Source organism: Streptosporangium lutulentum (assembly GCF_030811455.1).
GTDB classification, from domain to species: domain Bacteria; phylum Actinomycetota; class Actinomycetes; order Streptosporangiales; family Streptosporangiaceae; genus Streptosporangium; species Streptosporangium lutulentum.
The window spans coordinates 6,097,555-6,118,069 of sequence record NZ_JAUSQU010000001.1 but is presented as its reverse complement, the minus strand read 5'-3'; the positions used below and the strand labels follow the sequence as shown (position 1 = coordinate 6,118,069).

At 69.2% G+C, this 20,515-nt stretch carries 20 protein-coding genes; 6 read left to right on the top strand and 14 right to left on the bottom strand.

Going from position 1 to position 20,515, the window contains the following annotated elements:
• Positions 1-48: 48 nt before the first annotated feature.
• Together J2853_RS27170 and J2853_RS27165 are read right to left on the bottom strand one after the other, a co-directional pair.
• Positions 49-930: a carbohydrate ABC transporter permease gene (locus J2853_RS27170; RefSeq protein WP_307562768.1), complete on the bottom strand. Its 882-nt coding sequence runs from the start codon at positions 928-930 to the stop codon at positions 49-51.
• Complete coding sequence (locus J2853_RS27165) at positions 927-1,841, bottom strand: carbohydrate ABC transporter permease (RefSeq protein ID WP_307562766.1); 915 nt, start codon at positions 1,839-1,841, stop codon at positions 927-929. The genes J2853_RS27170 and J2853_RS27165 overlap by 4 nt, the downstream gene beginning before the upstream one ends.
• Before the next feature lie 245 nt (positions 1,842-2,086).
• Here J2853_RS27165 and J2853_RS27160 point away from each other — a divergent pair, with 245 nt between their 5' ends.
• Positions 2,087-3,058, top strand: coding sequence for a LacI family DNA-binding transcriptional regulator (locus J2853_RS27160; protein WP_307562764.1), 972 nt, complete (start codon positions 2,087-2,089; stop codon positions 3,056-3,058).
• On the top strand, positions 3,055-4,008 hold the full coding sequence (locus J2853_RS27155; RefSeq protein ID WP_307562762.1) for an aldose epimerase family protein: 954 nt from the start codon (positions 3,055-3,057) through the stop codon (positions 4,006-4,008). The genes J2853_RS27160 and J2853_RS27155 overlap by 4 nt, the downstream gene beginning before the upstream one ends.
• 156 nt (positions 4,009-4,164) lie before the next feature.
• Here the strand turns inward: J2853_RS27155 and J2853_RS27150 are convergent, their stop codons facing one another.
• The 6 genes from J2853_RS27150 to J2853_RS27125 all read right to left on the bottom strand — a co-directional run bounded on the left by J2853_RS27150 (position 4,165) and on the right by J2853_RS27125 (position 8,981).
• Positions 4,165-4,599 (bottom strand): PIN domain-containing protein, encoded by a 435-nt coding sequence (locus J2853_RS27150; RefSeq protein WP_307562761.1) that lies wholly within the window; start codon positions 4,597-4,599, stop codon positions 4,165-4,167.
• A complete protein-coding gene (locus J2853_RS27145; protein WP_307562759.1) occupies positions 4,596-4,838 on the bottom strand; it encodes a ribbon-helix-helix protein, CopG family in 243 nt (80 codons plus the stop codon). The genes J2853_RS27150 and J2853_RS27145 overlap by 4 nt, the downstream gene beginning before the upstream one ends.
• A 182-nt stretch (positions 4,839-5,020) precedes the next feature.
• Positions 5,021-5,665, bottom strand: a complete 645-nt coding sequence (locus J2853_RS27140) for a LysE family translocator (protein WP_307562757.1) — start codon at positions 5,663-5,665, stop codon at positions 5,021-5,023.
• A 122-nt stretch (positions 5,666-5,787) separates the two neighbouring features.
• The gene (locus J2853_RS27135) at positions 5,788-7,275 is read right to left on the bottom strand and encodes a DUF6297 family protein (RefSeq protein WP_307562755.1); all 1,488 of its coding nucleotides are present in this window, start codon (positions 7,273-7,275) and stop codon (positions 5,788-5,790) included.
• On the bottom strand, positions 7,272-7,949 hold the full coding sequence (locus J2853_RS27130) for an ABC transporter ATP-binding protein (RefSeq protein ID WP_307562753.1): 678 nt from the start codon (positions 7,947-7,949) through the stop codon (positions 7,272-7,274). The genes J2853_RS27135 and J2853_RS27130 overlap by 4 nt, the downstream gene beginning before the upstream one ends.
• Positions 7,950-8,075: 126 nt before the next feature.
• Positions 8,076-8,981 (bottom strand): LysR family transcriptional regulator, encoded by a 906-nt coding sequence (locus tag J2853_RS27125; RefSeq protein WP_307562751.1) that lies wholly within the window; start codon positions 8,979-8,981, stop codon positions 8,076-8,078.
• Between the two features lie 75 nt (positions 8,982-9,056).
• Between J2853_RS27125 and J2853_RS27120 the strand changes: the two genes are divergently transcribed.
• Complete coding sequence (locus J2853_RS27120; protein WP_307562749.1) at positions 9,057-9,581, top strand: cysteine dioxygenase family protein; 525 nt, start codon at positions 9,057-9,059, stop codon at positions 9,579-9,581.
• A gap of 223 nt (positions 9,582-9,804) precedes the next feature.
• Here J2853_RS27120 and J2853_RS27115 read toward each other — a convergent pair whose 3' ends face one another.
• The 4 genes from J2853_RS27115 to J2853_RS27100 all read right to left on the bottom strand — a co-directional run bounded on the left by J2853_RS27115 (position 9,805) and on the right by J2853_RS27100 (position 13,340).
• Positions 9,805-10,551: a PspA/IM30 family protein gene (locus J2853_RS27115; RefSeq protein WP_307562747.1), complete on the bottom strand. Its 747-nt coding sequence runs from the start codon at positions 10,549-10,551 to the stop codon at positions 9,805-9,807.
• A gap of 9 nt (positions 10,552-10,560) precedes the next feature.
• On the bottom strand, positions 10,561-11,295 hold the full coding sequence (locus tag J2853_RS27110) for a hypothetical protein (RefSeq protein ID WP_307562745.1): 735 nt from the start codon (positions 11,293-11,295) through the stop codon (positions 10,561-10,563).
• A complete protein-coding gene (locus J2853_RS27105; RefSeq protein WP_307562743.1) occupies positions 11,295-13,118 on the bottom strand; it encodes a substrate-binding and VWA domain-containing protein in 1,824 nt (607 codons plus the stop codon). The genes J2853_RS27110 and J2853_RS27105 overlap by 1 nt, the downstream gene beginning before the upstream one ends.
• Positions 13,119-13,181: 63 nt before the next feature.
• Positions 13,182-13,340: a hypothetical protein gene (locus J2853_RS27100; RefSeq protein ID WP_307562741.1), complete on the bottom strand. Its 159-nt coding sequence runs from the start codon at positions 13,338-13,340 to the stop codon at positions 13,182-13,184.
• Between the two features lie 313 nt (positions 13,341-13,653).
• Here J2853_RS27100 and J2853_RS27095 point away from each other — a divergent pair, with 313 nt between their 5' ends.
• Entirely contained in the window at positions 13,654-14,469 is an 816-nt protein-coding gene (locus tag J2853_RS27095; protein WP_307562740.1) for an ArsR/SmtB family transcription factor, read from the top strand.
• 57 nt (positions 14,470-14,526) lie between these two features.
• Here the strand turns inward: J2853_RS27095 and J2853_RS27090 are convergent, their stop codons facing one another.
• Positions 14,527-15,873 carry a M20/M25/M40 family metallo-hydrolase gene (locus tag J2853_RS27090; protein WP_307562738.1) on the bottom strand — a complete coding sequence of 449 codons (1,347 nt, stop codon included), beginning with the start codon at positions 15,871-15,873 and terminating at the stop codon, positions 14,527-14,529.
• Between the two features lie 297 nt (positions 15,874-16,170).
• Between J2853_RS27090 and J2853_RS27085 the strand changes: the two genes are divergently transcribed.
• A complete protein-coding gene (locus J2853_RS27085; RefSeq protein ID WP_307562737.1) occupies positions 16,171-17,562 on the top strand; it encodes an aspartate aminotransferase family protein in 1,392 nt (463 codons plus the stop codon).
• Between the two features lie 169 nt (positions 17,563-17,731).
• On the top strand, positions 17,732-18,847 hold the full coding sequence (gene ald / locus J2853_RS27080) for an alanine dehydrogenase (protein ID WP_307562735.1): 1,116 nt from the start codon (positions 17,732-17,734) through the stop codon (positions 18,845-18,847).
• A 178-nt stretch (positions 18,848-19,025) separates the two neighbouring features.
• Here the strand turns inward: ald and J2853_RS27075 are convergent, their stop codons facing one another.
• A complete protein-coding gene (locus J2853_RS27075) occupies positions 19,026-20,438 on the bottom strand; it encodes a tetratricopeptide repeat protein (RefSeq protein ID WP_307562733.1) in 1,413 nt (470 codons plus the stop codon).
• Positions 20,439-20,515: the final 77 nt, after the last annotated feature.

Below are 20,515 nucleotides of genomic sequence, written 5' to 3'. Positions count from 1 at the left end.
GGCCGCATTCACCGCAGGGGTTCCCCGCGGACTGTCGTTCGAGGTCTCTCATCCCTTCACCGCTCCCGCCGACATGCCCTGCACCAGGTAGCGCTGGATGAAGGCGAAGACCAGCACGACCGGCACCGCGGCGACGACGCCGCCGGCGGCCAGGGCGCCGAAGTCCACGCTGAACTCGCCCAGGGTGTAGGAGAGGCCGACGGGCACGGTGAACTTCTCCTGGTCGCTCACGAACATCAGCGCGAACAGGAAGTTGTTCCAGCTGTGGATGAAGGCGAACGAGCCGACGGCGACCAGCGCCGGGCGCAGCAGCGGCAGCACCACGGCGAAGAAGCCGCGCAGCCGGCTGCAGCCGTCCACCCAGGCGGCCTGCTCCAGCTCCACCGGGACGTTCCTGATGAAGCCGCTGATCAGGATGAGGGAGAGGGGAAGCTGGAAGACCGTCTCGGCGATCACCAGGCTCCACAGCGAGTTGACCAGGCCGAAAGTGCGGAAGATCTCGAACAGAGGGATCAGCATCATGGCGCCGGGAATGAACTGCGTGCAGAGCATCCCCACCATGAACAGCTTCTTGCCGCGGAACTCGTAGCGGGCCAGGGCGTAGCCGCCGGCCAGCGCGATCACCGTGGTCATGATCAGCGAGGCGACGCCGACCATCAGGCTGTTCTTGAAGAAGATCGCGAAGCCGAGCTCGTTCCAGACCACCGCGAAGTTGTCGAAGGTGATCGGCCAGGGCAGCAGCGAGCTCGAACCCCTGGGCCGGAACGCGAACACCAGCATCCAGTAGAAGGGAACCAGCGTGAACACCAGGTAGAGCCCGAGCGGGACCCAGATCTGCCAGCGGCTGACCTTGTCCCTCTCTGTGCGCCCGGTCCTCGGGGCATGGGCGGGTGCGTGCAGGCGTGGCCGTTCGGCCGTCTGGAGTGTCATGCCTTCGCTCCGAACTTGCTCAGCCGCAGGTAGGCGATCGAGAAGAAGGTCAGGATCAGGAAGGCCGCGGTCGTCAGCGCCGCGCCGTACCCGAAGTCATGGGACTGGACGGCCTTGGCCGCCACGTACAGCGGCAGGGTGGTCGTCGCGTGCGCCGGACCGCCGCCGGTCAGCGTGTAGAGCAGGTCGACATTGTTGAACTCCCACACGCAGCGCAGCAGCGTGGACAGGATGATCGCGTCCTTGAGGTGGGGCAGCGTGATGTGGAAGAACCGCCTCCAGCGCGACGCGCCGTCCACCGAGGCCGCCTCGTAGAGCTCCTTGGAGATGCTCTGCAGGTCGGCCAGGAGCAGGATGGCGAAGAACGGCACCCCGCGCCAGAGCTCGGCCAGCACGGCCGCCCAGAAGACGGTGTCGGGGTTGGCCAGCGGGGCGAAGCCGTACTGCATGATCCCCAGGTCGGCGAGATAGCGCGAGACCCCGGTCGTCGGGTTGTAGAGCAGCACCCAGATGCCGGTGGTCAGCACCCCGGAGACCGCCCAGGGGGAGAACACCAGGGCACGGGAGAGTCCTCTGCCGATGAAGCTCTCGTTCACGATCAGCGCCAGGACCAGGCCGAATATCAGCTGCAGGAACACCTCGACGCCGACCCACTGGAGGCTGAAGCCGAGGCTCTGCCAGAACAGCGGGTCCTCGAACAGCAGTCTGCGGAAGTTGTCGAGCCCGGCGAAGCCGTTGTCCCACGGTTTGGTGACGTTGTAGTTCTGCAGGCTGTAGTAGAGGACGCTGGCCATCGGATAGACGAGGAAGCCGAGCATCGCGACCACAGCGGGGGCGATCAGCAGGTAGGGGGTCCTGGCGGTGCGGCCTGGACGGCGGCGTCTCCGGGGATTCGCCGTAGTGATTGCCATGACCGGCAACTCCTTCCGAGGTGGCGTCACGGGCTGCAACCGGTTGCATGAAACATTGCTGACATCTCCGAGCAACGTCAAGGGCTCAATTTGGTAAACCCTTTCCCATCTGCCGGTTCGTCGGCATTTAAGGGGATTGAGGTGCTTCAATCAGTCGTACGACGATCCGGCCGATCGACGGTCCGGCGTTGACAGGGTTACAACCGCTTGCATTAATGTGCTGCAGAGCGCGACGAAGGAGCACAGTGGCAGCGACGATCAGGGACGTGGCACAGGCGTCGGGGGTTCACGTCTCGACCGTGTCCCGAACCTTCTCCGCGCCTCATCTGGTGAACGCCGAGACGCGCGGCCGCGTGCTCGCCGTCGCCGAGGACCTCGGCTACCGGCCCAACCGCGCCGCCCGCGCGCTCACCACCGGCAGGACCCACAATCTCGGCCTGATCGTCGCCGACATCTCCAACCCGTTCTTCCCGCCGTTGATCAAGGCGGCCCAGGCGCACGCCAGAGCGCGCGACTACCACGTGTTCGTGGCCGACACCGACGAGGACCCGCAGGTGGAGGAGGATCTGATCCAGACCCTCACCAAGCAGGTCGACGGGGTCCTGCTCTGCAGCCCCCGGCTGTCCAACCGGGTGATAGAGCGCCTCCACGCCGACGTGCCGTTCGTGGTGGTGAACCGGCGGGTGAAGGGGATGCCGACCGTGCTGATGGACGTGGGCCAGGGGGCGCGGCTCGCGATCGAGCACCTGACCGGGCTGGGTCACCACCGGATCGCCCTGCTCTCGGGACCGAGCGGCTCGTGGACCAGCGGGGAGATGTGCGAGGCCGCCGCCGCGACGGCCGGCGTCGACCTGGTGATCCTCGGCCCCAACGCGCCCACCGAGCAGGGCGGCCTCGCCGTCGTCGACGAGGTGATCGCCTCCGGCGCGACGGGCGTGCTCGCCTACAACGACCTGGTCGCCATCGGGCTCATCGGCGGGCTCTACGAGCGCGGCGTGCGGGTCCCCGAGGATGTCAGCGTGGTCGGCGTCGACGACATCGTCTCCGGCCGGCTGAACCGGCCCAAACTGACCACCGTGGCCATGCCCACGGCCGCCGCGGGACGGATGGCCGTGGACCTGCTGCTGCAGTCGGTCAACGACGGCGCCACCCCCACCCGGGCGACCCTGGAGACCAGCCTGATCGTCCGCGAATCCACTGGAGAGGCACCACGATGAACTTCGGAACCACCCCGTCGGGGGAGCAGGTCGAGCGGCACGTGCTGTCGAACGGGCGGATGAGCGCCTCGATCCTCAGCTACGGCGCGATCCTCCAGTCCCTGGAGGTCTCCGGGGTCGACGTGGTGCTCGGCTACACCGCCCTCGACGACTACCTGACACGCAGCCGCTACTTCGGCGCGGTCGTCGGCCGGTACGGCAACCGCATCGCGGGAGGGAGGTTCACCCTCGACGGCGCCACTTACGAACTGCCGATCAACAACGAGCCCAACAGCCTGCACGGCGGACCGGGGGGCTTCTCCAACCGCGTGTGGCGGGTGGCCGAGGTCTCCGATTCGGCGGTGACGCTGGAGTATGTCAGCGCCGACGGCGAGGAGGGCTATCCGGGCACGCTGACCGTCTCGCTCACCTACACGCTGACCGAGGACGCGCTGCGGCTGGACTACCGCGCGACCACCGACGCGCCGACCGTGCTGAACCTGACGAACCACTCCTACTTCAACCTCGCCGGGGGCGGCGACATCCTCAAGCACGTGGTCCGCATCGACGCCGACCGCTACCTGCCCGTCGACTCCACCAAGATCCCGACCGGCGAGCTCGCCCCGGTGGCGGGCACCCCGTTCGACTTCACGACCCCGCAGGAGGTCGGGGCCCGGATCGAGGACCCGGTGCTGGGCGGCGGCTACGACCACTGCTACGTCCTGCGCGGCGGCGTCGAGGTCCTCGAATCGGTCAGCGGACGGGTCATGGAGGTCTCCACCACCGAACCGGGCGTGCAGTTCTACTCCGGCAACATGCTGGACGGCGTCGCCACCGCGTACGGCAGGCACGCCGGCCTCTGCCTGGAGACCCAGCACTTCCCCGACTCGCCCAACCAGGCGCACTTCCCGTCGACGGTCCTGCGCCCCGGCGAGGAGTTCGCCTCCACGACGGTCTACCGCTTCCCCTGATGCCACCTGGTCACAGCCAACCTGGCACGCGGAGAATCGGCGCGATCAGCTGGGCCGTGATTCGCTGATCACCTCGGGTTGTCGAGCGGTGGAGGCCTCGTCCGGTGGCGATCCAGATCGTCGGCGAGAACGGAGAGGTCGGCTGCTTCGCCGCGCTCAGCGGTCGGCAGGCAGGATGCGAAACGCGGTGAGCCCGCGAGTCAGTGGCTCAATCGCCCGGAAGTCACGCTGGTCGAGAGTGAAGATACGGTCGGTCTTGTAGCGGTCCGCAAGAACCACTCCCACCGCGTCCGCCAGGTCCAGTCGCAGCCCTTCGTATTTCGTGCGGATCGCATGGGCGGCGATGAGGTCGGCTGGTTTCAACTCGGCCAGCCGGTACTGGCCGTCTCCCATGCGGGCGTTCAACGCCTCCATGACTTGCATCGCGGCCGGAAATCCGAGATCTCGATGGATGAGGTGGTCCAACTCCGTGATCACCAGGGGTGAGATGGCAAGGATTTCCCGTTCGATGATCTCCACGGCATCGCGGTGTTCAGGTTGCGCGCTGTCGAAAGCGGCGTAGAGAGCGGAGGTGTCGGCAACGATGATCAACGACGCGCCGCCCGCTCCTTGATGTGCTCGTACAGCGCATCGTCCATGGCCTCGGGGGTCAACGGGCGTCCGCTGTCGAAGACAGGCAGTGCTCGCGCTTGCTTGGGCCGCGCCGAATTGTCGAGCAGCATTGCGATGCCCCGCCGGATGAGTTCGGCTTTGCTGATGCCCGTGGCCGCGGCCTCGGCATCCAGTCGCACCTCAAGTTCCTCGGGTAGATAGACGGTTGTCTTTAGCACCCTTATAGGGTACCACCTGCCATATGTCAGGAGCGGAAGCTGCCTATTGTGGGACTCGCATCCCCTCGCCTTTTTCGTTCCAGTAATCGCTGCACCCACCCCGGAACTCGTAACCGGTGCTTCAGCCCCGTTGCTGTTCGGATGTGTCGCGAGAGATCACGGAGACGGTCTACCAGTGGCTGTCAGGTTTTGGCCATCGCGCTCTCGCCGGTGAAGGCGGCCACGGCGCCCAGGCCGAGGTAGACGACGCCGCTGGTGAGGTCCAGGCGGCGGCGGGCTCGGGCGGAGCGGCGCAGGCGGCCCGCCATGGCCGAGGCGAGCAGGGCGAAGGCGCCGTCGCTGGCCATGCCGAGGACGATCCAGATCACGCCGAGCAGCAGGATCTGCGGGGCGATCGGGCCCCGGGTGTGGTCGGTGAACTGGGGGAGGAAGGCGAGGAAGAAGATGGCGGTCTTCGGGTTGAGCACGTTGACGACGAAGCCCTGCCAGAACATCCGGGACCGGCTCGCGAGCGGCGGCTCGACGGCCTCGTCCCCGCTCTGGCGGGCCATCAGCTTGCGGACGCCCAGCCAGACGAGGTAAGCCGCGCCGAGATACTTCACCACGGCGAAAGCCGTCGCCGAGGTCGCCAGCAGGGCGCTGATGCCCAGGGCCGCGGCGGCCACGTGGACCACCGAACCGAGGTGGATGCCCAGCACCGAGATCAGTCCGGCGCTCCGGCCCTGGGCGACGCTGCGGGTCACGATGTAGACCACCGCGGGGCCCGGTACGAGCAGCAGGGCGAGGGTCGCGACAGCGAACAGGGCGAGGATGGTCAGGTCCGGCATGCTCGGATTGTAGCTCGGCCGTTCTTCGACCGCCTCAGGGTTTTTCGGAGATCAACCCCTGGGGCGCTTGGCCGCTCGGAGCGGATGACACGAAGCGCGCCGGGTTTCCGGTGGCGAACCCCTCAACGGTTCCTCGCCGCGAGAAGCAGGTAACCCGGCAGGACAATGACCCCGGCCAGGGCCTGGGCGACGAGGAAACCGCCCAGCACGGCGGGCCGGGTGGTCAGCGCCAGCATCAGAGGGAGGCATCCCAGCACCGCGAGGTCCACGCCGTTCGCCGCCCACAGGAGCGGTCCGGTGGGCATCGTCCCGAATGGGGTCTCGATGACGGGCATCGCGTGGTCCACGGGACGGCGCCGTGCCATCCGCAGGCCGCCCGCGGCCAGAGCGGGTGCGCTCAGCGGTCCGAACAGCCACCACGGTCCCGTCACCGCACCGGTCAGGGTCAGTCCGGTCAGGGCGAGGGACAGCCAGACGGCCCCCAGCAAGGCGGGCAGCAGGGCGCGGGCGGCGAGGGCGGCACGGGCGTCGACGCCGAGCAGGCGCGCGAGGCTCGGGTTGTCCGCGTCGCGTCGCGCGCCCCAGGTCGCCGTCACCGCGGCGGCCAGCGCACCGGCGAGCACGACGCCCGTCACGATCGCGGTGACGCCACCGGCGGCCTGCGCGGCCAGCGCGGGCAGCGCGGCGGTCCCGGACAGTACGGCCAGCCGCCCGGGACGCCGTCCCAGGCGGCGCCAGTCCTGCCAGGCCAGGGCCACCGGGGCGGGCAGCGACGGCCACGGCCGCGAGCGCAGGGCGCGCCCTCGCCAATGGTTGTCCTCCGCGATCCAGGTCAGGGCGCCGGGGTCCATGAGGACGGCCGCGCCGGCCACATGACCCGCGCGGGTGGAGGCGGCCAGCACGCTCCTCGCCGGAATCCGCGACAGCGACGCCCATGCCTGCCGTACGAGCAGGATCGCCGTCGCGGCGGTCACCGCCGCGAGGGTCGCGCCGAGTGTCACGGGCGCGGTGGCGGCGGCGACGAGGAACCGCTGCGCGGCGCCCGAAACCGACAGTGCCATGACCGCGGCCAGGAGCGTGACCGCGGTGAGGACCACGTGCAGCCATGAGTTCCAGGTCTGCGACGCCTGCGAGAGCACGGCCAGCGCCATGCCGCCGGCGGCCGCCGAGAGACCCACGATCAGGGCGGTGACCAGCCGTATCGCCAACTGGTCCGGCGCACCCAGGACGGCGAGCGCGCCCACCCCGAGCGCGGCCCCCACCGGTACGGAGATCGCCAGCAGAATCCTCGCGGTCCGTCCCAGCACGCCGCGACGGTCCAGCGGGGACAGCACCAGCCAGGCGGCGTCGGGAGCCGGCACCGCGAGGGGGCCGATCGCGCGGGCGATGGCGAGGAAGCCCGCATAGGCCAGCGTGATCAGAGCGATTCCGGCTCCCATCCGCGACGGATCCGCCTGCCGGACGACGGCCGCGAGCGCGGAGGAGACGGGCCGGGCCAGCACCGCGACCGTCATCGCGATCCCGAAGAGGACGGTGTAGCGATCCAGCCAGCTCGCCGGGGTACGGCCACGCGACCGGATGAACGCGCGGACGGCCGGGACGGTGCTCATGCTCTGTTCTCGGCGTTATCGTTGTGCCCGGCGGTTTCGAGGTGCTCCACGTGCTCGGTCGTCAGCACGATCTGGCGGGCCAGGGTGGCCTCGGCGAGCCGGTGGTCGTGGGTCGCCATGACCACCGTGCCGCCGGCCGCCGCGTACTCCGTCAGGATCGTCGCCAGGCGCTGCCGGAAGGCCGCGTCGAGTCCGCGTTCCGGCTCGTCGAGCAGCAGCAACCGGCTCGGGCGGAGCAGTGCCGCCGCCAGCGAGAGTCGCTGTCGCTGGCCGGTGGAGAGGGTCAGCGGCGAGGCGTCCGCACGCTCCTTCAGGTCGAACAGCTCCAGGCCCGCCTCGACGTCGAAACGGGGCGAGACGTGGACGGTGCGCACCAGCTCCAGGTGCTCGCGGACCGTCAGCCCCGGGTACCACGCGGGTTCGTCTCCCACCAGGACGACGTCCCGCCAGAAGGCGGGGTCGTCTCTCGGCGGGCCGTCCAGGACGTGGAGCTCGCCCGAGCCCGGTGGTTGCAGCCCGGCCAGGCAGCGCAGCAGCGTCGACTTGCCCGCGCCGTTGACGCCGATCACGGCGATGATCTCACCGGGTGCGGCCGTCAGGTCGACGTCTCTGAGAACGGGGTTGCCGCCGAGTTCCACTCCGAGGCCGTGGACCCTGATGATCGGTATGGGCACCGTTAGAGGTTAGCGACTAAAAGTCACTTTCGCGTAGAACGTAATAGGGATCGGTCCCCCGCGTAAGCGGTCAGGGGGATAGAAGGTCGGCTTCCGCCCGCGAAGGCCGTCATGGACGGGCCGGGATCAGGGACCGACCACCTCGGGCTCCGCTCTCGTGGGCCGCTCCGGGCGGGCCGAGGTCGCCAGCATCGTCAGCAGGGCGGCGGTGGCCGGGGGATGGGGCGGCTCGCCGTAGGTGGCGGCGTAGACGTGGCGGATGGAGCCGGGGATCTCGGTCGCTTTGACCTTCGGGTGGTGGTGCGCCCGCAGGGCGAGGCCGGGCAGGGCCGTCACTCCCATCCCGGCGGCGACCAGGGCCTGGACGGCGATGTTGTCGTCGGTGGTGAAGGCGATCTCCGGCTCGAAGCCCACCTTGGCGCACAGGTCGAGCAGGTGGCTCCGGCACCGTTCGCAGCCCCCGATCCACCGGGAGCCCCGATGCGAGAGCAGATCGCCTGTCTCCTCCGTGGTGACCAGGTAGCTGGGATCGTCCAGCAGATGGGTCAGGCGGATGCCGTCGTCCTCCGGGGCGGTGTCGTCATAGCGGAAGATGACCGCCACGTCCACGTAGCCCGCGCGGAGCATGCGCAGGGCGTCGGGCGGCTCGGTCTCGATCAGCCGCAGTCGCAGGCCGGGGTGCTTCTCGGAAAGCAGGGCGGCGGCCCTGGGCACGAACGTGCCCAGGGCCGAGGGGAAGGCGGCCAGCCCGACCCGGCCCGCACGCAGGCCCACGTGCGCGGACAGCTCGGAGGCCGCGGAGTCGATGCGGCCGATGATCTCGGTGGCCCGTTCGGCCAGCAGCAGGCCCGCCTCGGTCAGCCGGATGCCCCGGCCGACCTTCTGGATCAGCTTGGCCCCGGTCTCGGCTTCGAGCTTGGCGAGGTGGTGGCTGACCGAGGGCTGCGAGTAGTGCAGTTCCCTGGCCGCCGCGGTGACCGATCCGTTCCGGGCGACGGCGGCGAGTACCCGGAGTCGTACGACATCGAGCATCCATCAATTCTATCTATGGGTAACCAGATAGATAGGCATTGGACCTTATGTATTGGCTCGGCGCATTCTTGAACTATGGAAATCATGACACTCGCCCGCCCAGGCCTGTCGGAGCTGGTCAAGGAGGTTCGAGAGGTCACCCATCAGTACGCCGACCCCAGGACGACGGTCCTTTCCGTGGCCGACGTGCTCCGTGAGCGGCTGCCCTCTCCCGAGATCCTCAGCGAGAGGGAACGGGCCGGAGACGCCGCCGGTTACGTGGGCCACACGCTGTACACCGAGGACGCCTTCTCGATCCTGGCCGTGGTCTGGTTGCCGGGTCAGGAGACGGTGATCCACGATCACATCGCCTGGTGCGCCTTCGGGGTCCTGCAAGGCGTCGAGTACGAGACGCTCTATCGTCTCGACGGAGACCACCTGACCGAGATCGGCCGGACGGCCAACCAGGTGGGCCACGTCAGCGGCTTCGCCCCGCCCGGCGACATCCACCGGGTCCGCAACACCGGGGATGAGACCGCCATCTCGCTGCACATCTACGGAGCGGACCTCAGCGCCGCCCCGAGCAGCGTCCGCCACATCTACGAACTGCCCGTTCGCTGAGACCCACTCGCCGTACGGCCCGCCGGCCCGTTGGAGCCCGCCTGCCGTGAGGTCTCCGGCGCCGTACGGCCCGCCGGCCCGTTGGAGCCCGCCTGCCGTGAGGTCTCCGGCCCGCTCCGCCGTTCACCGTCCGCTGAGGCCCGCTCCGTCGCGGGGTCTCCGGTCTGTTGGGAACCGCTGTGGGTCTCCGGCATGTTGAGAGCCGCCGTTCTCCCCGGGCCGATCAGCTCTCGACCTCCGGCTTCCTGTTCAGGCCGAGGTCGTCCCTGATGGCCTCCAGGCGGGCGGCGCCCTCGACGTCGATGGCGGCGCGTTCGACCTCGATCATCCGGGCCTCCACGGAGTTGGAGGTCAGCTCGGCCTCGCCGAGAGCGCGGGCGTAGCGCTTCTCGACCTTCTCGCGGACCTCTTCCATGGTCGGGGTGTCCCCGGCGGGGGCGAGACCGGACAGGTCGCCCATGGCCTTGTTGAGCTGCTCCTGCATCTTGGCCTGGTCGAGCTGGGAGAGCAGGCGCATCCGCTCGGCGAGCTTCTTCTGCAGGGCCATCGCGTTGGTCTCGACCGCCGCGCGGGCCTGGTCGGAAGCCTGCCGGGCCCGCTCGTGCATCAGCCGGGCGTCCTGCAGGGCGGTCTCGGCCGCCACCAGCCGGGAGGCGAAGGCGCGGGCCGAGTCCTCGTAGGACAGCGCCTTGCGCTCGTCACCCGCGGACCTCGACCGCTCGGCCAGCAGGATCGCCTGGCGGGCGTTGGCCTGGAGCTTCCCGGTCTCCTCCACCGAGCGGGTGAGCCTCATCTCCAGCTCACGCTCGTTGCCGATGACCGCGGCGGCCTGCTGGGTCAGCCGCCGGTGCTGTTCCTTCGCCTCCTGGATCGCCTGCTCGATCTGGACCCGGGGGTCGGACAGCTCGTTCAGCCGGCCGGACAGGGCGAAGACCACGTAGCGCCAGGCACGACGGATGACGGTGAACATGGGGGCTCCTTATCGATCCAGTGCGTCGCGCGTGATCTGTTCGGTTTCGTGCAGGCCCTGGCGGACCCCCTCGAGGGCGTCGGCGAGCTCGTCCAGCGCCCCGGTCGGCTCCAGGGCCCCGGTCGCCGACATCGCCGACAGCTCCACCACGCGGGCGAGGAGCTCCTCGATGCTGATCGTGCTCGACTCCATACGGGCGAGCACCCGCTCGCGGGTCCCGGAGAGCCGGTCGGCCACGGCCCGCTGGGAGGACAGCGAGGCGAGGGCGCGGTCGAGGTCCTGGAGAAGTTCTTCCTTGGCTTTCTTCCTGGCCCGGGTCAGCTGGGCGTGCTCGTGCTTGAGCTTGTCGAGGTCGAATCCGGCCAGCGCCGTGCCGGTGAGCGAGGCCTGCTCGGCCAGCCGTTCCAGCGTGGCCATCGAGTCGTTCACCTGGGGCCGCATCAGCGCGACCCGATCGGCCAGCGGGCCGGGTTTCATCGAGGAGCTCAGCTCGCCCAGGCGGTGCGAGGCCGAGCGGGCCCTTTCGAGCCAGCCGGCCTCCTGGCTCCGCGGGGTGACGGCCGGCGCGGTACGGCTCTCGCCCCGGCTCTGGAAGGAGGCGATCCCCGCCTTCGTCAGCCAGACGGCCACTCCGACGAACCCGGCGGCGGCGGGGTGCACGTCGACGGCCCACGCGGAGCCGGCGGCGGTCGCGCCGAGCAGCAGTCCCCACGCGTCTTTCAGTTCCTCGACGAAGCGGCTCATCAGAAGTTGGATATCACCGCGGTGAACACCTGGTCGATACTTCCGGGTTCGCGGGAATCGTAGGCTGTCGCGTTGGTCGTCTCGGAGATCTTCCTGAGCACGTCGAGGTCGGCGTCCTGGCCGTAGGCGATCGTGAACACCCGTACCGAGTCCTGGCCGCTCTCGGCGCGCAGTTCGGGGATCAGGTTCTCCAGCGAGATGCTGTCGACGTCCTCGTTCTTGCCGTCGGTCAGGAAGACCACCGCGTTGATCGCGTCCCCCTTCCGCAGGCCGCGCACGTGCTCGTAGGCGGCGAGCGTGGTGTCGTAGAGGCCGGTCCCGCCGTCGGGGGTCAGGCCGCCGAGCCTGGCCCGCAGGTTCTTGCGCTGGGCGTCGTCCACGACGGACAGGGGGGACAGCTCCAGGTGGTCCTTGTCGCCGTCGCGCTCCGTGGAGAACATCCACAGCCCCAACTTGTCGTGCGGGCCGAACTGGGGCAGCGAGTTGATCGCCGCCTGCTTGGCCAGCTCCAGCTTGTTCTTTCCGGTGTCGGGCACCGGGGCGCCCATCGAGCCCGAGACGTCGATGACCATGAGCACGTTGGCAGGCTTGCGCAGGTCGGCCCAGCTGGCGAGCACCTTGTCGAGCACGTTCGGGGCGGGCGGGCTGAGCGTCGCCTTGGGCTCGTCGGGCAGCAATCCGTTCTCCAGGGTGATCAATTTGCCCGCCTTGCCCTCGTGCGACCGGAAGGCGAACTCGGCGAACCGCTCCTGCTGCTCCGGAGCCTGAAGATGGGCCAGGAAGTCGGCCGCCACCCGGCGCTTGGCCTCGTCGACCCACGGCGCGGTCAGCACCGCGTAGGGGTTGTCGGAGTAGAGGGTGCCCTCCTTGGGATAGATCGCCGCCAGCGGCACCTTGGGCTTGGCGTGGTCGCCCAGTGTTTCGGGGTCGCCGGTCGGGTTGCCCTGGTTGTAGTCCCAGACCGACTTCTCCTCCACGGCCACCGCGGAGATGTAGCTGAGCCCCGCCCCCGCGTCGTCCGCCCGCTGCAGGTTCGACAGGAACGTCAGCGTCGTGTCGCCGTAGTGCACGATCGAACGTTCCACACCTCGCACGAAGTCTCTGGCCTTGGAATCGGCCACGTTCTTCTCCGACAGGTCCCCGGACAGGCCGGTCGCGGCGAAGTAGGCGCCGACGGTGGCGTTCAGGCCGCTGGTGGAGAAGTTGGGATTGGTCTTGCCCAGACGGAAATCTCCCCACTCGGGATGGCCGTGCTTGGCCCAGGAGCCGGCCGACAGCTCCAGCAGGTCGGACCAGCCGAGCTTCTTGTCCGGCCAGCCCAGGGCCTCGGCCATCGGCAGGGGCATCGCGATGACCAGCGGTGTCTTGGCGATCGACGGGTTGTCGGCGGCGACGACGGAGCCCGCGTCGGTTGCCGAGACGCGCTGCTGGAGCAGGGTGATCCAGCCGTTGCTCGCCGGGGACCAGACGTCGGGGCGCGGGCCGTCCTCGCGTTCGTCCCAGCCTCGGGCCAGCGCCTGCATCGCGCCGCCACTGGCCTTGGTCTCGATGATCACGTCGGCGCAGCGCCCGCCGACCTTCCTGCCGTTGTAGCCGGAGGCGATGCTCCGCAGCAGCTCCGCCTTCTCCGACGACACGGCCACGGTCAGGGTGATCCCGTCGCCGTCGCACGCCTTGACCTGCTCGGAGCCCTGAACCCTGGCCGGTTCCCCTTCCGGGCCCACGGAGAAGAGCGTCCGCAGGCCGACGATCAGAGCCCCGGCGAGAATGACCGCGATGATGAACGGAGCGTAATTCCTGCGTCGCTGCGGCTGTGGGGACAATCCGGCCTCCTGGACGTGTCGGTATCTATCCGACGAATGAAGTGTCGTCAGAGTTCGCGGCAGTTAAAAATTGGAAATGGCATCGGTAAAAACCTGATCAATCGCGTCGGCTCGCGAGAAGTCATAGGCGGATCCGTCGGTGGCCTCGGCCATCGGTTCGGGCGTCGCGATGACCAGGGGCGTGGTCACGATCGAGGCCCGCCTGCCGTCGGCGACCGGCACGGTGGGGCTGAAGAATCGGTGCGATCCGGCGATCAGTGGGATGACGGGCCCCGCGGGCGGCGGATACCGCAGGACAATGTCGGCGAGGTTGTGCTGGGGGATGGACCACTAATTGATCGTAAGAAGAAACATTTTTCCTGGAAAGAGGTATGGGGCGCGGGCGTGGTCGAGGCATGGGGACGAACGGGACGCCGGGGATCACGGGCGCTGAAGGGAATCCGCGGGGCGGCCCGCTGGGATCATTGACGTGCAGCCGATTGGCTGCCTATATTTCTCACGCAGCCAAACGGCTGCATGTTTGAGGTGGCATGAGATGGACGAGGTGTTCAAGGCGCTGGCCGATGTCAGCCGCCGACGGCTACTCGACAGTTTGAACGCCCGCAACGGGCAGAGCCTGCGCGAGCTGTGCGCGGTGCTGGACATGGCCCGGCAGTCCGTCAGCAAGCATCTGGCGGTGTTGGAGGCGGCGGAACTGGTGACCACGGCGCGGCATGGCAGGGAGAAGTTGCACTACCTCAACGCGGCGCCGATCAACGCCATCGCCGAGCGCTGGATCGGCCGGTACGACCGCGAACGCGTGCACGTGCTCGCGGACCTGAAGAGAGCATTGGAGCGGAAACCGATGGGCGACAACGAGTTCGTCCACACGACCTACATCAACACCACGCCCGAGCGGCTCTGGCAGGCGTTGACCGATCCCGCCTTCACCCGTCGCTACTGGGGGGTCGCTTTCGAGTCGGACTGGAAAGCGGGGTCGACGATGACCTGGGAGCAGGGCGGCGTGAAGGTCGCCGATCCCGATCAGGTCGTCCTCGAGTCCGAGCCCTTTCGCCGGCTGTCCTACTCCTGGCACACCTTCACGCCGGAGCTCGCCGAGGTCTCCGAGGTCAGCCAGGAGATCTTCAGCACCTGGTCCGGCGAGCGCCGGTCGAAGGTGACCTTCGAGATCGAGCCGCTCGGGCGGCTGGTCAAGCTGACCGTCGTCCACGGCGACTTCGACCCCGGAAGCACCCTGCTGGAGGGCGTGAGCGGAGGCTGGCCGCACATCCTGTCCGGCCTCAAGACGCTGCTGGAGACCGGCGAGACCCTGCCCGACCCCGACTCCGAGCCGGCGGCCCAGGGTGCGTGACCTCACCCGTCCGGCGGGTGAGGTCTTTCCGCTGAGCCGCCCCGCGGGGGCCTCTCGCTAGATCGTCGTGGAGCCGTACTCCTGGAGGAAGAGGGCCTCCGTGGTGGCCGTGCGGTGGAGCTCTTCGAGGTTCACCCGCTCGTTGGGCGCGTGGATCGCCGCACCGTCGTCCTCGGCGCCGAAGAGCAGGATCGTGGCGGCCGGGAACTGCTTGACGAGCGTGGAGACCAGCGGGATCGATCCCCCCGCGCCGACGTCGCGCGGGGGACGGCCGTAGGCGCGCTCCATCGCCCGGTTGAGCGCCGTGCGGGCCGCGCCGCCGGTGTCGGCGAGATAGCCGGTGCCCATCGTGTAGTCGGTGACGTTCACCTGCACGCCCCAGGGGGCGACCTGGTTGAGGAAGTCGACCACGGCGTTCACCGTCGTCTTCGGGTCGCCCGCCGGAGGGACGCGGACCGTCACCCGGGCGCGCGCGACCGCCTGGACCGCGTTGATGGCGCCGGAGACCGTCGGCACGTCCAGGCCGGTGACCGTGATGGAGTAGGAGGCCCACAGCCGGTCGGCCAGCGAACCGGAGCCGACCAGGGAGACGTCGTTCAGCACGCCCGCCGTGGTCCGGAACTCCTCCTCGGAGGGGCCGGTGCCCAGGAAGTTGCCGCGCGGCAGGCCGGGGACCCGGACGTCACCGTGGTCGTCGTGCAGGGCGGCCAGCATCCGGATCAGCGCCGCGAGCGCGTCCGGGGCGGCGCCTCCGAACGAGCCGCTGTGCAGCGACTCCTTCAGGGTGCGCACCTCGACGGTGAAGGCGCCCATGCCGCGCAGCGAGGTGGTGACCGACGGGTCGCCCACCCGCGGGTTGCCGGTGTCGGCGACGATGATCGCGTCGGCGCGGACCAGCTCGGGGTTCTGGTTGACGAACGCCTCCAGGCGCTCGCCGGCGTATTCCTCCTGGCCCTCGATGATGACCTTGATACCCACCGGGAAGCGGCCCTGGAAGGCGCGGAGCGCGGCGACGTGGGAGATGACGCCCGACTTGTCGTCGGCGGTGCCGCGACCGTAGAGCGAACCGTCGATCTCCGTCGGCTCGAAGGCCGGGGTGCGCCACAGCGCGGGGTCGCCCGGAGGCTGTACGTCGTAGTGCGCGTAGAGCAGCACGGTCGGCGCACCGGGCGGGGCGGGGGCCTCGGCGTAGACGGCGGGGAAGCTGCCTTCCACCGGGATCTGCCGTACGTGCGGCAGGCCCGCGCTGCGGAGCAGCGCCTCGGTCAGGGCCGCGGCGGCGTACACCGGCTCCTCGGGATGGCCGGGAAAGGCTATCGAGGGGATGGAGGCAAGCCGCTTGAGGTCTTGGATCGCCTGGGGCATGCCGGCGGCGACGGCGCCTTCGAGCTCATCGGGAGTCACGTCTTTCCCCGTATCTCAATATCTGGTGTGTCCGATCGGATCACAGCCGGTGGAGGGTCACGTTGTGTGTGGCGCGCTGTGCGCTGTGCCTGATTCCAGCACACCGCGATTCCATCACGCGAAACCGGGTCGCATATGCTCTGGACTCTCCTGAAATTTGGTCGCGGATTTCGTTGTTGTTACAAGAGGGTTTTGCGGATTCCGGAGTTCTTGCACTCTGCTGCCACGTTTTCACTTGGCAAGGGCTGTTTTGGCATGCAGACTGTTGGGAGCTCAGCTCAACGAGGGAAGATTGTGATGACGCACCCTGAAAACGACGTGGCCTCGCTCATGCAAGCCGCGCAGGACAACCTGTGGATGCACTTCACCCGGCACAGCTCCTACGCGGGCGCCGAGGTGCCGATGATCGTGCGGGGCGAAGGCTCCTACATCTACGACGTGCACGGTAAGCGTTACCTCGACGGCCTCGCGGGGCTGTTCGTGGTCCAGGCCGGGCACGGCCGTAGCGAGCTGGCCGAGGCGGCCGCCAAGCAGGCTCAGGAGCTGGCGTTCTTCCCGCTGTGGTCGTACGCGCACCCGAAGGCCGTCGAACTGGCGCAGCGCCTGGCCGCCGAGACCCCCGGCGATCTCAACCGCGTCTTCTTCACCACCGGAGGCGGCGAGGCGGTCGAGACCGCGTGGAAGCTCGCCAAGCAGTACTTCAAAGTCACCGGCAAGCCGCTCAAGCACAAGGTCATCAGTCGCCAGATCGCCTACCACGGCACCCCGCACGGCGCTCTGTCGATCACCGGTATCCCGGCCTTCAAGGAGATGTTCGAGCCGCTGGTCCCGGGCTCGATCAGGGTGCCCAACACCAACCACTACCGGGCCGACGAGATCACCGGCGTGCCCGGGATGACGCCGGAGCAGTACGGCTACTGGGCCGCCGAGCGCGTCGGCCGTGCCATCGAGATGGAGGGCCCGGACACCGTGGCCGCCGTCTTCGTCGAGCCGGTGCAGAACGCCGGCGGCTGTTTCCCGCCGCCGCCCGGATACTTCAAGCGCCTGCGCGAGATCTGCGACGAGTACGACGTCCTGCTCGTCTCCGACGAGGTCATCTGCGCCTTCGGCCGCCTCGGCACCATGTTCGGCGGGCAGAAGTTCGACTACGTCCCCGACATGATCACCTGCGCCAAGGGCATGACCAGCGGCTACTCACCGATCGGCGCCATGATCGCCTCCGATCGCCTCTTCGAGCCGTTCAAGAGCGGCACCCAGATGTTCGCCCACGGCTACACCTTCGGCGGACACCCGGTGTCCTCGGCCGTGGCCCTGGCCAACCTCGACCTGTTCGAGCGGGAGGACCTGCTCGGGCACGTGACCCGTAACGAGCCGGTCTTCCGCTCGACCCTTGAGCGTCTCCTCGACCTGCCGATCGTCGGCGACGTGCGCGGCTCCGGCTACTTCTGGGGCATCGAGCTCGTCAAGGACAAGGCCTCCAAGCAGACCTTCAACGTCGAGGAGTCCGAGCGCCTCATCCGGGGGTTCCTCTCCACGGCTCTCTACGAGGCGGGCCTGTACTGCCGCGCCGACGACCGGGGCGACCCGGTCATCCAGCTCGCCCCGCCGCTCATCTGCGGTCCCCAGGAGTTCGACGAGATCGAGTCGATCCTCCGCTCCGTGCTGACGGAGGCATGGAGCCGGCTCTGAGCACGCCGGCCATGTACGCGGCCGTCGAGCCGCGTACATGGCCGGCGGTCTCACGGCCGCCGAGCCACGCACACGGGGCTCATGGCTCACCGAGGCGTGACCGTATCCGCCGAACCAGGCGGTGCGTCCGCTGTGAAATCTTGAAATTGACATCCCGAAAGGAAACGTTATGAAGATCGGCGTGCCTGCCGAGGTCAAGAACCACGAGTACCGCGTCGCCGCGACCCCCGCGGGCGTGCACGAGCTGGTCCGCCACGGCCACGAGGTCTACATCCAGCGCGGCGCGGGCCTCGGTTCGCACCTCCCCGACGAGGACTACCTCTTCGCGGGTGCCAAGATCCTCGACACCGCCGACGAGGTGTGGGGCGAGACCGAGATGATCCTCAAGGTCAAGGAGCCGATCGCGGAGGAGTACCACCGCATGCGTGCCGGGCAGGTGCTCTTCACCTACCTGCACCTCGCGGCCGGCCGCGAGTGCGCCGACGCCCTGCTCAAGCAGCAGGTCACCGGCATCGCCTACGAGACCGTCCAGGTCGGCAACACCCTGCCGCTGCTGGCCCCCATGTCCGAGGTCGCGGGCCGTCTGGCCCCGCAGGTCGGCGCCTACAACCTGATGCGTTTCAACGGCGGCCGCGGCGTGCTGCCCGGCGGCGTGCCCGGCGTGGCCCCCGCCAAGGTCGTCGTCATCGGCGCCGGTGTCTCCGGTCTCAACGCGGCGCAGATCGCGGTCGGCATGGGCGCGGACGTCACCGTCCTCGACCTCAACATCGACCGGCTGCGCTTCATCGACGCCATCTACCAGGGCCGCCTGAAGACCCTCGTCTCGACCTCCTACGCGATCGAGCAGGAGGTCCTCGAGGCCGACCTGGTCATCGGCGCGGTGCTGATCCCGGGCGCCAAGGCCCCGACCCTCGTCTCCAACGAGCTGGTCTCCCGGATGAAGCCGGGCTCCGTGCTCGTCGACATCGCCATCGACCAGGGCGGCTGCTTCGAGGACTCCCGCCCGACCACGCACGCCGAGCCGACCTACCAGGTCCACAACTCGATCTTCTACTGCGTGGCCAACATGCCGGGTTCGGTGGCCAACACCTCCACCTACGCGCTGACCAACGCCACGCTGCCCTACGCCGTCAAGCTGGCGGACCTGGGCTGGAAGACGGCGCTGCAGCAGGACCCCGCCCTGGCGCTGGGCCTCAACACCCACGCGGGCCTGCTCACCAACGACCAGGTCGCGCTCGCGCTCGACCTGCCGGCCGTGCCGGTCTCCGAGGTCATCGCCGCCTGATCAGGCACCTGTACGGCCTGCGCCCGGCACTCACCGAAGTGCGGAGCGCGGGCCGTACGGACATCAGACGAGCCTTCCTGCGGCCTGCTGCCCGTGGGGGTGACAGGGCCGGTCGTTCGGCGGTGCCCGGCGATGGGCGGGCATCTCCAACGCCCGGAGGAACGGGCAGGGACCAGCCTTATGGCGCCAAACCCGAACGCAGGGCGCGTGCGGTGACCAGGACGTGCCCGATCTCGGCGGGGCTCGGCCAGGGAGCGCTGCCGGGGCGCAGCAGTGTGGCCCGGACCCGGGCCAGGTGCTCGATCGCCCCCTGAGGCTGCCTGCTCTGCTCGATCAGCCAGGTCACGACGTCGGTGTGGTCGCGCAACGGCCGGGTGACGAGGTCCCAGGTGCCGAGGATCTCGGTCAGGTCACCGATCTTCAGCGGGGTGCCGCCCCGGCGGGACACCGAGGCCGCCGCCAGCTCGGCGCGGGCGACCAGCTCGGGTTCGGTGGTCCGGTCCCAGATCGGGAACGGCGGGTCCGACAGCCAGAGCTCGGCCTCACGGGAGAAACCGGCCGCCGAGAGCAGCGAGGCCAGCTCGACCGCGGCCCGGTGGTGCCCGGCCCGGGCCGCCTGGCGGAACCAGTGCTGCCCGCCCTGAAAATCGTTGTGCTCGGCGATGAGCAGCAGGCCGAAGTTGAAGGCCGCCTCCGGGTCGCCGCCCGCCGCGGCCCGGCCGAACCAATGGCCCGCCGCCTGCGAGTCGCTCATCTCCACGCACACGAAACCGGCCATCCGCTGGTCGTCGACCCGCCCGGTGTGGGCGGCCCGCTCGAACCAGGCGCGAGCGGCGCGCAGGTTCCCGTGGGACAGCGCGATCCCACCGAGCTGGGACGCGGCCCCGGGGTGCTCGTTCTTGGCGGCCAGCCGGTAGAACGCCTCGGCGCCCTCCGGGTCTCGGTTGGCCTGGAGGAACAGGCCCAGGTGGTAGGCCGCGTCGGCGTGGCCGCCCCGGGCCGCCAGTTCCCACCAGCGCAGCGTCTCCTCCTCCTCGCCGCAGGCGTAGGCGAGGAATCCCAGGTCGTTGGCGGAGGCGAGGTCGCCGTCCATCGCCGCCCTGCGGTGCCACTCCCAGGCGGCCTTCGTCTCGCCGCCGTCCTCGCAGATCAGCGCGAGCCGCCGGGCCGCGGGCCGGGAGCCCGCCACGGCCGCCTTCTCGAACCACCGCCGGGCGGACGGCAGATCACCGCGCTGTTCGAGCAGGAGCGTCGCCAGGTTCGTCGCCGCCTCGGCGTCACCGGTGTCCGCGGCCAGTTCGTACCACTGCACGGCCTCCATCAGGCTGCCGTGCTTCTCGTGCCAGACGCCGAGGTTGTAGGCGCTGTCGATGTTGCCCGCGACCGCCGCCCGCTCCCACCAGTGCCGCGCCGCCGAGCGGTCGCCGTGCTGCGCGAAGTGGCGCCCGAGCAGGTGCGCGGCCTGCACGTCACCGCCGTGTGCGGCGAGCAGCAACGCGGTCTCGCCGTCCGTGTCGTTCTCGTGCTCGGTGCTCCGGGGGTTGGGGATCAAGGCCGCGGCCGTCTCCCGATCGTCAGGCCACCACCCCATGTCGCCCTCCTCGCCGACAGCGCACAGCCGATAATGCACAGACTGACACGTAACCGTGCGACAGCGGAGTGTTATTA

Coding starts and splice junctions, on each gene's coding strand:
- J2853_RS27110 (WP_307562745.1), bottom strand. CDS start 11,295: ATGAGCCGCTTCGTCGAGGAACTGAAAGACGCGTGGGGACTGCTGCTC.
- J2853_RS27155 (WP_307562762.1), top strand. CDS start 3,055: ATGAACTTCGGAACCACCCCGTCGGGGGAGCAGGTCGAGCGGCACGTG.
- J2853_RS27135 (WP_307562755.1), bottom strand. CDS start 7,275: ATGAGCACCGTCCCGGCCGTCCGCGCGTTCATCCGGTCGCGTGGCCGT.
- J2853_RS27170 (WP_307562768.1), bottom strand. CDS start 930: ATGACACTCCAGACGGCCGAACGGCCACGCCTGCACGCACCCGCCCAT.
- J2853_RS27125 (WP_307562751.1), bottom strand. CDS start 8,981: ATGCTCGATGTCGTACGACTCCGGGTACTCGCCGCCGTCGCCCGGAAC.
- ald (WP_307562735.1), top strand. CDS start 17,732: ATGAAGATCGGCGTGCCTGCCGAGGTCAAGAACCACGAGTACCGCGTC.
- J2853_RS27085 (WP_307562737.1), top strand. CDS start 16,171: ATGACGCACCCTGAAAACGACGTGGCCTCGCTCATGCAAGCCGCGCAG.
- J2853_RS27140 (WP_307562757.1), bottom strand. CDS start 5,665: ATGCCGGACCTGACCATCCTCGCCCTGTTCGCTGTCGCGACCCTCGCC.
- J2853_RS27115 (WP_307562747.1), bottom strand. CDS start 10,551: ATGTTCACCGTCATCCGTCGTGCCTGGCGCTACGTGGTCTTCGCCCTG.
- J2853_RS27095 (WP_307562740.1), top strand. CDS start 13,654: ATGGACGAGGTGTTCAAGGCGCTGGCCGATGTCAGCCGCCGACGGCTA.
- J2853_RS27120 (WP_307562749.1), top strand. CDS start 9,057: ATGGAAATCATGACACTCGCCCGCCCAGGCCTGTCGGAGCTGGTCAAG.
- J2853_RS27075 (WP_307562733.1), bottom strand. CDS start 20,438: ATGGGGTGGTGGCCTGACGATCGGGAGACGGCCGCGGCCTTGATCCCC.
- J2853_RS27165 (WP_307562766.1), bottom strand. CDS start 1,841: ATGGCAATCACTACGGCGAATCCCCGGAGACGCCGCCGTCCAGGCCGC.